Raw genomic sequence first — 12840 nt, 5'->3', positions numbered from 1 at the left:
CCCCTAACGCATCGCTATAGAAACGTCTGCTGCCCTTTTTTGCTCCCACCAATAACCCAAAGTCCAAAGTACAACCACAGTATCCATGACGCCTGCCAATATAAAACCATTGATATGGGGGTTGCCTAGGTTGGTTAGCAGCAATATCACCATAAAGCTCTTCTCAATCGCTGAATAAAGCATGATGCTTTCACGCCAGTGCGGCTTAAAGGCTGCGCCGATCATCATGACACCCATCATGCCTACCATGATTCCCCAGTGCTGATAGAAAACGAAATCTTGCTCTAGGTAAGGTAGCTGACCGATATTGCTCACTGCCCACTGTGGGAAGAACGCATAGGCGAGTGCAGCGGCAGTACCGATACCGGTAATTAGCAACATTTTTTCGACGTATTTAGTAAAGAACATAATTAATCTCCAAGGAGCTAGGTGCGTTTTTGGAATGAGTTGTTGAACGCACTTTTTGATTACCCAGTTAAGTTAGCCATCCTTGGCGCCGCATTTATGGAAGACCTAGCACGCTGCCGCTAGGATCTGCTCTATCTTCTGTTTTGGAATGGCATAAAACTGATAGCTCATGTCTTTTGCGATGCCCTGTGCAATCTCAAGCTGCGTGTCTTCACTTAGACACCAGTTAGTGAAAGTCTGGTGAGCCTTCACTTGGGCTTGGAAAGCACGCAGTGACAGCACAACTTCGCGATGCTTTTCCTCGGCCGATAGCGATTGAGGTACATCAAAAATCCCCGCTAGCTTATCGATACTCGGCAGATAGAACTCTGGTAGCGTCTCAATCACCACAGGTAGCAATACACTGTTTGCGTCACCATGCGGAATATGCGCAATGGCACCAAACGCATGCGCGCAGTTGTGAATCGGTATACCGCCTAACGAGGAGTAAAATGCCGAAATGGCCATGGTGCTGGCTTGAAGCAGTTCAGATCTCGCGTTGACGTTGCTCGGGTCTGATGCCACTTTGGGAAGGTTGTCTAATATCAAACGACTGGCTTGAATAGCATAAGCGTCGGTAAAGCAGTTACTCATGGGAGAAGCAACGGCTTCGATCGCGTGAGTCAATGCATCCATTGCTGTAGAGACCGTAAGTGAAACTGGCAACCCAAGTGTCAAAGTCGGGTCTAATACCGCAATATCACACTCAAGCCCAGACACTACTAAACTCGCCTTCACTTGCTCGACATCATTAAAGAACACTGCAATCGGCGATGCTTCTGCGCCCGTACCCGCTGTTGTCGGTACGCCAATATGAGGAACGGTAAATGGCTTAACGTGAGGACCTACATCGATATGTCCACCGCCACGAATCGCGTCGCGAATATCATCGAGTTGGTGCTCAAGTGAGTACTTGATGCCTTTCGATGCATCGATCACGCTGCCCCCACCGAGGGCCACAATACTGTCCGCTTGAACCTTGTTGGCATATTGAACGGCCTTATTGATGTCATCGCAACTCGCATCGGGTTTTATATCGGTATACACGCCAACGAGTTCGACTTGTTTGTTGCCCTCGAAAACACCAATGAGTTGGTTAACAAGACCAACGCTCTCAAGTCCCACATCGCTGAGTAGCAACACGCGATGTGCGCCTTTTGCTGCCAACTGAGCCGGAATATCTCTGATTGAATCCTCACCCGATAGGACCACGGTACGCATGTTAAACATAAAGTTGTTGTTCATGATTTCATCTCCAAACTAATAATTAGGCGCACAGTGAAGCGAGCACTGCACGTTTGAATTCGTTGTCTTCAGGGCCTAGCAGCTGACTCACGTTATGAGCCTTGGCATCCGTTTTCATCACGGTCTTTGCATGAGAAAAGGTAAGAAACCCTTCTTTGCCGTGATACGCCCCTTTTCCTGACTCACCGATGCCGCCAAACGGAGCATCATCGACAGCTAAATGGAACACGCAGTCATTGATACACATTCCGCCGGAATGAACCTGAGTAGATACCTTGTGCTGTAGCGATTCATTCTCAGACATTAGGTACAGCGCAAGAGGTCGCGGTCTTGCCGTGATGAACGCTATGGCTTGTTCAACCGTTGAATAGGTAATAATTGGAAGCAGAGGACCAAAAATCTCTTCGCTCATAACCGGAGAATCCACCTTCGGATTCACAATGAGATGAGTGACCATTATTTGTCTGTCTGTTGATATCGAGTTGCTGTGACACGCGACGACTTTGCTGTTTACAGCAATTTCGTGTTCTAGTAGTGTTTGAACGCGATCAAACTGTCGTTTGTTGATAAGCCCTGTCAGGCTGTCGGAGTCGATTCCGTTGGTGTACAGCTTTTGATAGTGACTGCAGTATGCATCTACGAACGCTTGCTCTTTGCCCTCTGGAAGCAACACATAATCTGGTGCGACGCAAACTTGTCCATTATTGAGGCTCTTGCCGTAAATGATCCTCTCAACTGCCATCTCGATATCGACATCATCAGCAACAATCACCGGGGACTTGCCACCCAGTTCGAACGTCAGTGGAGTAAGGTTCTCAGCTGCTGACTTCATTACCATGCGGCCAACTCCAGTAGAGCCAGTAAACAGCAAGTGATCAAAAGGCAGACTAGTAAAGCAGGCTGCGATATCAGCCTCCCCCTCGATGACAACCACTTCATTTTCACTAAAGCAGCTCGCCAGCATCTTTTTAATGGTTTGGTTGGTGTGGGGCGTAAACTCGCTAAGCTTGATCATTGCTAGGTTACCCGCAGCGATAGCTGAGATAAGCGGACCAATTGATAGCATCACAGGAAAATTCCAAGGCGTCACAATACCCACGACACCTTTAGGCTGATAAACCACTTCAACCGTCGAACTTGAGAGCAGCGGCCCCGGATTGCGTTTACAAGGTGCCATCCAGCTGTCCAGTTGAGACAGAGTGTGATCAATATTGCCGATACATGGCAGTACATCAGCAATTAAGGTGTCCTGATGACTGCGTCTTCCATAATCTTTGTCGAGAGCCAGACACAGATCTTGACTGAATTGCTGCAGAGCACTTTTAAGCGCTTTGAGTTTTGCTACGCGCTGCTCAAAGCTTGGCATTGGCGTACATTGATAGTGCGTTTTCAGTCTTTTATGAATCGCGACAAGTTGTTCATTCGATATGGTTTGCATGTCATTTCTCCTCTGGAAGTGGTTACACACTAAACAAAACAAACCGGTCGGTCTAGTAAATAAATGTCAGAGATCTGTCAATTGAAAACACGAAATACAAGATCGGCTCAATAACTTGTTGTCAGCAAAGCAAAAACCTTGAATTTTGTGCGGCCAATTACACTTCAATAAACTCATGGCTGTTTTCGGTGTGAACCTTGAGGTTGGTCATGCGAGACCACCGTTTTAGATCTAAACTGGAATTAACTAATCAATTAGTTATCGGTTTTATACCTGTGGAGGGAAACGTATGAGCAGTAGTACCTTTATCGTCAACTTTGTTGGCCAAGCTACCCCAGCCACCATCAAAAACCTTGCATCCGTTACCCACGAAAATGGCGGGAAATGGCTGGTGAGTAAAGTGAACTTCATTGAAGACAATGTCGCAGCCGTCATCAAAGTCGAACTTCCGAGCGAAAATGAGCAAGTTGTCAAAGATGCCTTCAACAACCAACAAGGTTTGCTCGTTCAGATTTCAGATACTGACCCGCATCGACATGACCAAGAAACGGTTTTCCAGCTCCGACTCGACGCCAATGACAGAGCAGGTATCGTCAATGAAATTACCCAATTCTTAGATGGTCAAGATATCCGCATTTTAGATATGGATTGCCACCGTGTGTTTATCGCAGGCGGCGGTGGTATTGGTTCAAGCCTGTTTACTGCAAACATGGCCCTGAAAATCCCGTCAGCCATGCAAATTGAAGATGTGGCAAGCGAACTTGAAGCACTGAGTGAGGATACTCGTGTGATTCTTGAATCGTGACCGGGAGTTAAGCAACCAGAGACGAAAAAAGGGCAAACACTGTTTGCCCTTTTTTCGGATTCAGAACCACTAGACGCGATTATCGCCAAACCCATAAGCAATAATTTGACTAATCTCAGACAGCGAGCGACCTGATTCTTGATGCCACTCCATAAACGCTTTGTTTGCAGCTGTCATCGCACGCTTTGTGCCTCTACCAGAATCAATGATGTTGGTATTACGCAGATACCCTTCTACATCATTCGACAAGATAAAGGTGTCAACGCCAAGTTGTCGTAAGGCGTAAGGCCCGGTATTTCCACCCAAGCGCGCTCCATGTTTTTTAAGATGCGCCCACAAATCCGTTATCGACTCCTTTGGCCAATCTGCCACCATTTGAGCAAAAGAGTCATGCTCAAATCGCGCACGTTGGATCATCGCAGCGTTGGCTGGAATCGACATCACCTTGGTCATATGGCGAATAATTTTTGGATCTTGCGCTTTCTGCTCCCACTGTTCTTCTGAAAGCATCAACAATGGGTCGATACGAAACTGGAAAAAGTGCTCCTCAAAGTTCGGCCATTTGTTGCGCACGACTTTCCAAGAGATACCGCTTTGGAACACCTTCATAGAAAACGCCGACAACCAACGGTCCTCCGGAATAGCGGCAACTTCGTCACGAGTAAGAGGCTTAGATACGATAGACTCAAGTCCTTGTTCTCCCCCTTTGCGTTCTGCAGCTCTCGCATAAATCGAATCAAACTTTTCCATATATTTCCATTACCTAATGCCAAAATAGCAAACGACTAAATTGAACCAAAAAAGATGCATTTCGTAACTATACTCGTTACTGACACTTGGAATCTAGCTAAGGATAGCCTTTATGAGAGCGCTTTTAATTTTTGTTCTACTGCCGCTAAATGTTCTAGCCGCACAATTTGGTCGGATTGACTATGAAGGCAGCCAGCATTGGATCAAAGTCGCCGAAGAAAACCAAAAGCTCTACGATATCTTGTCTGATGCTCCTTTCGATAACCCTAAAACGCTAGAGACCATCAAAGCCTCCGAAGCAACGCTCATCGCCCCGCTAACCAGTGCCAGCGTGTACGCTGTTGGGCTCAACTTTAGAAGCCATGCTGGAAACTCTGGTGCAGCTAAGCCAGAGATATTCTTTAAATCCGTTGACTCAGTACGAGTAAGTGGCGATCTTTCCTTCCCTAAGGGCGCCAGCAATGTGCACTTTGAAGGTGAACTCGTCATTGTGATTGGCAAGGAGTGCCAAGAGGTCAGTAAATCTTCAGCACTGGAATGTGTGTTCGGCTATCTCGCGGGTAACGATCTCACAGAGCGCAGCTGGCAAGGGCAAGATCTGCAATGGTGGCGAGCGAAAGGAGCTCGAGGATTTGGGCCGGTTTCTAACTTTATCGTGAGTGACATCGCCATTAAAGACCAAGTCATCACAACAACACTTAACGGCAATGTTATGCAGCAAGAGAGTGTCGCCAACATGATTCATGATGTTCCTGCTATTGTCTCTTACATTAGCACCTATATCACCCTACATCCTGGTGACTTGATTTTCGCTGGCACGCCTGGCAGAACTCGCTCTCTTAAAGCTGGGGATGTGGTGAGCGTAGCAATAGAAGGTATTGGTGAAGTCACCAACACCATCCAAAGCTCAAACTAACTCGTATTCCAGACCTAATGCTTGGTAGCTATCGATGACTTCTTGGCGTCGATAACAGTCCAGGCTGTGGTCGTTGATAAGACCAGCGGCCTGTAGATACGCATAGACTATGGTTGAGCCCACAAACTTAAAGCCGCGTTTTTTCAGGTCTTTGCTTAATACATCGGAAACCTGCGAAGTCGCAGGATAGTCTTCTAGCGTTTCGTGACTGCTCACTAATACCTTGTTGTTGGTAAAAGACCAAAGATAGCTGCGAAAACTGCCAAACTCTTTTTGAATCTCTATAAAGTGCTGGGCATTGGTAATGGTTGAGCTTATTTTTAGCTTGTTACGAATAATGCCTGTGTCTTGCTGCAATCGAATTTCATCTTGTTCGGTAAACGCGGCGACTTTCTCAACATCGAAATCTGCAAACGCGTTTCGGTATCCTTCTCTTCTTTTGAGAATGGTGTACCAGCTAAGACCGGCTTGAGCGGATTCTAGGACCAGGAACTCAAACAGAGTTTTGTCATCAAGGACGGGGACACCCCATTCTTTGTCGTGGTATTCGACGTAGTCTGGTTTGGTTTCGTCTAGCCATGGGCAGCGGGTGGACATTGGGGTTGGCTCCTTGTTGTTGGGGTTGTAATGTTGAGCCTCCCTCTTTTGCTAATGGGAGGCTGGGAGGCGTGAGACGCGGAGTATAAATCGAGCGTTAGTCGGTCGTTGTTAGTCCGCATTACCCCCTCTAACTCCCCCTTATCAAGGGGGAGAACTACTGGCTAGCTCCTTTCGTCGCATCGCCTTTTTAAAACGCTACGCGATAGCGAGCATTAGCTCCTCTCCTTGCAAGCGGGGCGCGTAGTTGGCCGGCTGGGAGGGGTGAAACGCCGAGTATGAATCGATAGTTAGTCGGTCGTTGTTAGTCCGCATTACCCCCTCTAACTCCCCCTTATCAAGGGGGAGAACCGTAGGCTAGCTCCTGTCGTCGTATCGCCTTTTCAAAAAGCTACGCGATAGCGAGCAATAGCTCCTCCCCTGCTAAGGGGAGGCTGGGAGGGGTAAGGCTCTTCAACCTCATACCACCTTCACACGGTGGAATATACGATACAGCACCGGCACAACAATTAACGTCAACACTGTCGCAAAACCCAAACCAAACATGATGGTTACGGCCATTGGTTTAAAGAAGATATCAGGCAATAGCGGAATCATACCAAGAATCGTGGTAATCGCCGCCATACATACCGGACGAACACGACTTAAAGCCGCATCAACTACCGCCAAATAGGGCTCTTTACCTGACTTCATCTCAATCTCAATCTGGTCCAGGAGTACGATACCGTTTTTCAGCAGCATACCCGACAAACTCAAGAAGCCAAGCAGTGCCATAAAACCAAATGGTGTATTTAAGGCAAGCAAGCCTGTCGTTACACCAATGACAGCCAACGGCACTGTCAGCCAGACGATAAGCGCCTCTTTCACCGCATTGAACAAGAAGATGGTGATCAAGAACATAAACAGATAGCCAAGTGGCATTGTCTGGAACAGTGACTCTTGAGCATCGCCAGAAGACTCATACTCGCCACCCCACTCCAACGAGTAACCCGGTGGAAGCTCTATGGCCTCAATCTGAGGTTGCAGACGTTTTTGAAGCGTAGCTGCCGTCTCTTCACCAAGTAGATCAGGGTCTGCCATGATGGTTAGCATGCGTTTACGGTTCTTACGCACAATGATCGGGTCTTCCCATCGAGTATCATAACCCTGAGTAACTTGTTGGAATGGAATGAACTCGCTCAGTGCAGGACTCCAAATCATCATGCCTTCGATGTTACGAATATCGACACGCTCCGCATCTGGAAGGCGTGCGACGATTGGCATCAGAGTCGTACCATCGCGATACAGACCGACCGATTTACCAGAGAAAGACATCATGAGTACATCATCCACATCGGATTTTGTGATGCCGTAACGTCTTGCCTGACTCTCGTTGAAGATTGGCTCTAGTACCTTAGTGCGCTCGCGCCAGTCATGGCGAATGTTATAAGCACCAGGATCGGCATACATAATATCCATCACTTGAGATGCAATACTACGTAACACCGTTGGATCAGAGCCGATAATACGCGCTTCAATCTTCGCACCGCCGCCAGGACCTAACTCAATCTGTTTCAACTTGTAGTTAATCTCTGGGAACGTCGCATCCAAATACTCGCGGAATCGCTCCATCAAAGAGTTCAACTCTTCGTAGTTATGAACGCGAGTAGTGATCTCACCGTAGGCGGCATAGCTTTTCTCTGGTGCGTAAGTGAGCATGAAACGTTGTAAGCCCTTACCCGCCGTTGTGGTGATATGGTCGGTTTCTGGCTGATCGGCAATCCACGTTTCGATCGCTTTAAGTTTGGTGTTGGTTGCTCGAATATCGGTTCCCTCAGGAAGCCAAACATCCACTTGGAACATAGGCGTCGTTGAAGCTGGGAAGAATGACTGTTTCACCTGAGTAAAGCCATAAAGAGCCGCGACTAGTGCTGCAATTAGCACTACAACCGTCAACCACGCTCTGTGCATACAGAACTCGAGGAACTTGCGGTATGCAACGAAGACAAAGCCGTTATACGGGTCCTTACCTTCCTCGCCTTCTTTCACCTTTTGTCCTTTAAAGAAGATATCGGCAAAGAAGGGTGTCAGCGAGATTGCCGTAAACCAACTGAGCATAAGAGAGATCAGAAGTACCGAGAATAAGGTACCACAATACTCACCAGTAGAATCCTCAGAGAGACCGATAGGGGCAAACGCGGTAACCGCAATCACGGTTGCACCAAGAAGCGGCCACTTGGTTTGCGTGACAATATCAGTTGCCGCTTGCAGCCTCGTTCGCCCTTTTTGCGTCCCTATGAGTATCCCTTCGACCACCACAATGGCATTATCCACCAGCATCCCCAACGCTATAACCAGCGCTCCCAGTGAGATACGTTGTAAGTCGATGGCCATATACTGCATGAAGATAAAAGTGCCCAATACCGTAAGCAGCAATATCAGACCAATCAACAGCCCTGAGCGAAGCCCCATAAAGAACAGCAGTACAACAATAACAATCGCAACCGCCTGTCCAAGACTGACAACAAAACCTCGAACCGACTTGTCCACCTCTTTCGGCTGACTGTAGACTTCGTTTATCTCAATCCCTACAGGTTGTTGGAACTTAAGCTCTGCGAGCCTGCGATATAGGCGATCCCCAACTTCCACTACGTTAACACCTGTAGCAAATGAGATACCGACGTTAAGTGCCACATCACCGTTGTAGGTAATGATGTTACTTGGCACTTCTATAAAGCCGCGCTTAATATCCGCTACGTCTTTCAAATAGATAAGACCCTGAGCCCCGCCTTCGGTCAGAATCAAGTCACCAAGCTCAGATACATCGGTAAACTCACCAGTCGGCTGGATGCGAATATACTCATCTCCGATACGCGTTGCACCGGCGTTAGACACGATATTCTGGGTTTGCAGCAGGTTAAAGATCGTACTTGGAGCGATTCCTAGCGCACTAATGCGTTTAATAGAAATCTCAATGAAAACCTGCTCTTGCTGATCGCCTGTCACGGAGACTTTACTGACACCATCAACAAGCTCGAGTTCTCGGCGAAGATAATCAACGTAATCCAAAAGCTCTTTGTAGCTATAACCCTCACCAGTCAGGGCAAACAGCACCCCATAAACGTCACCAAAGTCATCAATAACCGAAGGTTCATTCACACCTGGGGGGAGTGAGCCTTTCACATCATTCACTTTTCGACGCAACTCATCCCAGATCTGCGGAAGATCATCAGGACCATAATTGTTTTTCATCGTCACCGTGATCTGTGAAAGACCTCTACTTGAAATCGAATTGATCTCATCAACATACGTTAGCTGTTGGATCGCCTTCTCAATAGGATAAGTCACCTCCTCTTCCACCTGCTGAGGTGTCGCACCAGGGTAAGAGGTGACGACCATGGCATCTTTGATGGTAAAGGCCGGGTCTTCCAGTCGTCCTAACCCAAAAAATGCTGAAACGCCGCCGATCAAGAAGATTAGCGAGACCATCCAGCTTATCACGCGATTACGGATAAAATACGCCGCTACGCCAGTGATTTCATCATCGGATTGCGGTAATGATTTTTGTTGTTCTTGGCTCATTACTTCGCCTCCTGCGGTAATACTTCAACCTTCATGCCTTCCCTCAATCGTGCAATCCCTGCCACGACAATTTGCTGTGACTGCTCAAGCCCTTTCAGTATCTGGATCGTCGATTGTGATACCTTGCCTGTCGTCACTTGTTGTTTGGTCACCGTATTATCTGAGTTGAGGACCCAAACAAACTTCTCATCGTCGGCAAGTGAATCACCATCCTGATTGAACACCGCGGCAATTGGTACACTTACGCCTGCAGCAAGCTTGAGACCTACGTCCTCTGCTTTAGAGGTCACATCCACGGCCATACCGTCGAGAATGTATTCATTCTCAGGCATTGGCAGCACTAATGTTGCGGTAAATGTGCCAAGCGCGGGGTCTGGCTCGGTAGTAAACTCCTTCAAGGTCGCGACATATTCATTGCCAGATGGCACACGAACGAGAGCTTCAATGTTGGTGATATCTTGATGTTTAGGTTGATTAAGCGAGAAGCTGTCCGGCATTTGAACCACTACCTCGACCTCTTCAATACTGTGGATGTTCACTATCTGCTGACCAATCTGAACGTTCTCAAATTTTTCCGCAGAAACGCGAGAAATAATGCCATCTACCGGTGCCTTCAACTCAGTAAACGAAAGGCGCAACTTAGCAAGTTCCAACTCAGCTCTGGCATACGCTCGCTGAGCCGCTATCTCATCAAACTGCGACTGCGCAAGTAAGCCTTTTTTCACTAGCGGGCTAGAACGGCGATATTGACTATCGATAACGTTAAATCGTGCCTGAGCGTTATCGACAGCGAGTTTATAGTCGGTCGGTTCTAAGACCGCAAGTACATCTCCTCGATTTACAAAATCCCCTTCCTTCAGATCAATAGTGCTGATCTCTCCCGCGACGCGAAAGCTTAAGTGGGAACGGTCAGCAGCACTTGCGAGTGCAGGAAAGTAAAGCTTGCTCTTAAGTTCCGTTTTGCCAATGGCAGACACACGAACTTTCGGTACTTCGTCACGGACGCCAACTTCTGGCTTACCGCAACCAACAAGAAATGAGCCAAGTAAGACGGCAATAAGATAACGATGAGTCATATTAGAGCCCCCTCTCTTTAATCCATTCGCGAACCTTGATGCCAGCTTCAATACCCTGAACACCGGAGATCACGATTTGGTCGCCATCATTCAGTCCGCTCACTACTTGACGTTTTTCATTCAGTTCCACAGCCACTTTCTCGACTAGACCTTGATCGTTAACACGCCATACACACTGTGTATCTCCCTCCATAAAGAGCGCTGAGGTTGGAATAACCGTTGCGGAACCACTTTTAGCGATCACGCGAACTTGTCCCGCCATTCCAGGTAAGATCCCAATATCGGTCGGTCTTTCCATCACCATGGTAACCTTGTAGCTACCGGTTTTTGGATCCGCTTCTGTATCAATTTCTTGGAAAGTAAGCTCGTACTGATTGGACGGATAGGCGTCATACGCCATCGTTGCTTCGACTTCAGTACCGCCTTGAAAACGATTCAAAAGATGGTCTGGAAGCTGGAATATCACCTTAAGAAGTTGATTAGACTGAATGTTCATCACGCCTTCTTTGGCTTGAATGTATTCATAGTTATCGGCTGGGATGATAGAGACGGTTCCATCATAAGGTGCGATTAAGCGAGTGTAGCTGAGGTTAGCTTTTGCCTGTGACCAGTCAGCTCGGGCAGAGTTCATGTTCGCTTTGGCCTGGTCGAAGTCTTGTTCAGACACCACCTGGCTTTTACGAAGACTTAGTGCACGCTGATACTGCACGTCTGCAAGACGGAAATTGGCTTGAGCTTGTTTTTCAAGTAGTTGATATTCATCTGGATTCAGCTCAGCGAGAAGATCCCCTTTCGTCACAGGTTGACCTGCGCGAACCACAATACGCTCTAGTTGTCCTGGCACTCGAAATGCTAATACCGCTCGGTCGCCCGCCTCAGAAGTGGCTGGAAAAGTACGTTCAAACTGGCTATTACCGACGGCGACAGAGAAAAGTTTGGCTGGGCGAGATTCTGGCTCGGGAACGGGTGGCGGCTCCTTACCGCAACCACTAAGAAGGCTAGTGACGACCACCAGCAAGGTAAACTTACTATTCATTCTCTAACTACCTTGTTTTAATTGTAATTTAAAACATAGTCTAGAGATGACAGACTTGCCACCAAGTCATTAATAATTAATAGTTTTACCTTGCTTTTATTGGTGTATTAACAACCGCTTTTCGCTAATTGTTCAAATCATCAAATCCTACACACTGGATCTGCTTTTCATCCAGCCAGGCTTTTAACTTCGGATCCGTGAGGATAGTTAGCTCTTCAACTCGCTCAGCGCTATATCCTGATAGCTGAGTTAGCTCTTGTGTCACTGCATTTGAGGGATGACACATGAACTCAATAATGCCGTCTGGGCATGATGTTCTGTGCTCCAGTAACAACTCTTGAAACCGAGCGAGTGAAACACCCTCGGCGAAAAAACGCATATCAAATCTTGTCGGTGTCGCCACCTCCAACCCTTCTTGACCAGCAATGATATTGTCAATTCGTCGAACGGGCAGCCCAATCTCATTGGCTACCTGAGTGAAAGCCTGTTTGAGCGGCGCAAACACACCACCAAAATGGTGGCTATCGAGGTGATTAATTTTTAGTCCGGCGTCAATGGCTGCTTGATATTGTGCGTATAGTTCAGCCGATACCTCTGCAGGATTGACGTCTGTCTTGTTTCGGAGCACCGACTTATCGAGAAAGTAGCCACTATCGTCAACCAAACTAGGAACGTATTCAGCAGGCAAAATAGGCTTACCACTGGTTACGGTGAAATGAAGGCCAACTTCAAGTACTTTTCCTTTATGGTAAAGCTCGATCGCGTGCTCCGTACCAGGTTGATTCATCATTATGGTCGTCGACTTAACGATACCCGCACGAAAGCACTCAACAATACCCAAATTTACCGCTTCCGTTAGACCAAAATCATCTGCATTCACAATAAGCTTCACAAGCTACCTCATTAAAAGTACGCACTTCAGTTAATGCTAGACATAGTGTTGTACTGCAGTGTTCAGATCAATCTTTT

At 47.4% G+C, this 12840-nt stretch carries 11 protein-coding genes; 2 read left to right on the top strand and 9 right to left on the bottom strand.

What is annotated here, in order from left to right:
* Nucleotides 1-3: 3 nt before the first annotated feature.
* The 3 genes from AC6I8U_RS06105 to AC6I8U_RS06095 all read right to left on the bottom strand — a co-directional run bounded on the left by AC6I8U_RS06105 (nucleotide 4) and on the right by AC6I8U_RS06095 (nucleotide 3130).
* A complete protein-coding gene (locus tag AC6I8U_RS06105; protein WP_498018008.1) occupies nucleotides 4-408 on the bottom strand; it encodes a hypothetical protein in 405 nt (134 codons plus the stop codon).
* Between the two features lie 105 nt (nucleotides 409-513).
* The gene (locus tag AC6I8U_RS06100) at nucleotides 514-1695 is read right to left on the bottom strand and encodes an iron-containing alcohol dehydrogenase (protein ID WP_498018323.1); all 1182 of its coding nucleotides are present in this window, start codon (nucleotides 1693-1695) and stop codon (nucleotides 514-516) included.
* Nucleotides 1696-1714: 19 nt separating this feature from the next.
* The gene (locus AC6I8U_RS06095; RefSeq protein ID WP_498018007.1) at nucleotides 1715-3130 is read right to left on the bottom strand and encodes a coniferyl aldehyde dehydrogenase; all 1416 of its coding nucleotides are present in this window, start codon (nucleotides 3128-3130) and stop codon (nucleotides 1715-1717) included.
* Nucleotides 3131-3419: 289 nt separating this feature from the next.
* Here AC6I8U_RS06095 and AC6I8U_RS06090 point away from each other — a divergent pair, with 289 nt between their 5' ends.
* On the top strand, nucleotides 3420-3935 hold the full coding sequence (locus AC6I8U_RS06090) for a glycine cleavage system transcriptional repressor (protein ID WP_128648560.1): 516 nt from the start codon (nucleotides 3420-3422) through the stop codon (nucleotides 3933-3935).
* A gap of 69 nt (nucleotides 3936-4004) precedes the next feature.
* Here AC6I8U_RS06090 and AC6I8U_RS06085 read toward each other — a convergent pair whose 3' ends face one another.
* The gene (locus AC6I8U_RS06085) at nucleotides 4005-4685 is read right to left on the bottom strand and encodes a DNA-3-methyladenine glycosylase I (RefSeq protein ID WP_394151484.1); all 681 of its coding nucleotides are present in this window, start codon (nucleotides 4683-4685) and stop codon (nucleotides 4005-4007) included.
* Nucleotides 4686-4797: 112 nt separating this feature from the next.
* Here AC6I8U_RS06085 and AC6I8U_RS06080 point away from each other — a divergent pair, with 112 nt between their 5' ends.
* Nucleotides 4798-5601 carry a fumarylacetoacetate hydrolase family protein gene (locus AC6I8U_RS06080; protein ID WP_498018006.1) on the top strand — a complete coding sequence of 268 codons (804 nt, stop codon included), beginning with the start codon at nucleotides 4798-4800 and terminating at the stop codon, nucleotides 5599-5601.
* Here the strand turns inward: AC6I8U_RS06080 and AC6I8U_RS06075 are convergent.
* The 5 genes from AC6I8U_RS06075 to AC6I8U_RS06055 all read right to left on the bottom strand — a co-directional run bounded on the left by AC6I8U_RS06075 (nucleotide 5593) and on the right by AC6I8U_RS06055 (nucleotide 12763).
* Nucleotides 5593-6198: a DNA-3-methyladenine glycosylase I gene (locus AC6I8U_RS06075; protein ID WP_498018004.1), complete on the bottom strand. Its 606-nt coding sequence runs from the start codon at nucleotides 6196-6198 to the stop codon at nucleotides 5593-5595. The genes AC6I8U_RS06080 and AC6I8U_RS06075 overlap by 9 nt on opposite strands.
* Before the next feature lie 459 nt (nucleotides 6199-6657).
* On the bottom strand, nucleotides 6658-9759 hold the full coding sequence (locus AC6I8U_RS06070) for an efflux RND transporter permease subunit (protein WP_234495656.1): 3102 nt from the start codon (nucleotides 9757-9759) through the stop codon (nucleotides 6658-6660).
* On the bottom strand, nucleotides 9759-10835 hold the full coding sequence (locus AC6I8U_RS06065; protein WP_498018003.1) for an efflux RND transporter periplasmic adaptor subunit: 1077 nt from the start codon (nucleotides 10833-10835) through the stop codon (nucleotides 9759-9761). Before AC6I8U_RS06065 ends, AC6I8U_RS06070 begins: the two co-directional genes overlap by 1 nt.
* A gap of 1 nt (nucleotide 10836) precedes the next feature.
* Nucleotides 10837-11871: an efflux RND transporter periplasmic adaptor subunit gene (locus AC6I8U_RS06060; RefSeq protein WP_498018002.1), complete on the bottom strand. Its 1035-nt coding sequence runs from the start codon at nucleotides 11869-11871 to the stop codon at nucleotides 10837-10839.
* Between the two features lie 124 nt (nucleotides 11872-11995).
* Entirely contained in the window at nucleotides 11996-12763 is a 768-nt protein-coding gene (locus AC6I8U_RS06055; protein ID WP_498018001.1) for a carbohydrate deacetylase, read from the bottom strand.
* Nucleotides 12764-12840: the final 77 nt, after the last annotated feature.

The organism is Vibrio sp. KUL80, from assembly GCF_059725495.1.
Note: the sequence above shows the minus strand (reverse complement) of the source record. Positions and strands in the feature narration are given on the sequence as shown.

Coding starts and splice junctions, on each gene's coding strand:
- AC6I8U_RS06065 (WP_498018003.1), bottom strand. CDS start 10,835: ATGACTCATCGTTATCTTATTGCCGTCTTACTTGGCTCATTTCTTGTT.
- AC6I8U_RS06105 (WP_498018008.1), bottom strand. CDS start 408: ATGTTCTTTACTAAATACGTCGAAAAAATGTTGCTAATTACCGGTATC.
- AC6I8U_RS06075 (WP_498018004.1), bottom strand. CDS start 6,198: ATGTCCACCCGCTGCCCATGGCTAGACGAAACCAAACCAGACTACGTC.
- AC6I8U_RS06080 (WP_498018006.1), top strand. CDS start 4,798: ATGAGAGCGCTTTTAATTTTTGTTCTACTGCCGCTAAATGTTCTAGCC.
- AC6I8U_RS06095 (WP_498018007.1), bottom strand. CDS start 3,130: ATGCAAACCATATCGAATGAACAACTTGTCGCGATTCATAAAAGACTG.
- AC6I8U_RS06060 (WP_498018002.1), bottom strand. CDS start 11,871: ATGAATAGTAAGTTTACCTTGCTGGTGGTCGTCACTAGCCTTCTTAGT.
- AC6I8U_RS06070 (WP_234495656.1), bottom strand. CDS start 9,759: ATGAGCCAAGAACAACAAAAATCATTACCGCAATCCGATGATGAAATC.
- AC6I8U_RS06085 (WP_394151484.1), bottom strand. CDS start 4,685: ATGGAAAAGTTTGATTCGATTTATGCGAGAGCTGCAGAACGCAAAGGG.
- AC6I8U_RS06090 (WP_128648560.1), top strand. CDS start 3,420: ATGAGCAGTAGTACCTTTATCGTCAACTTTGTTGGCCAAGCTACCCCA.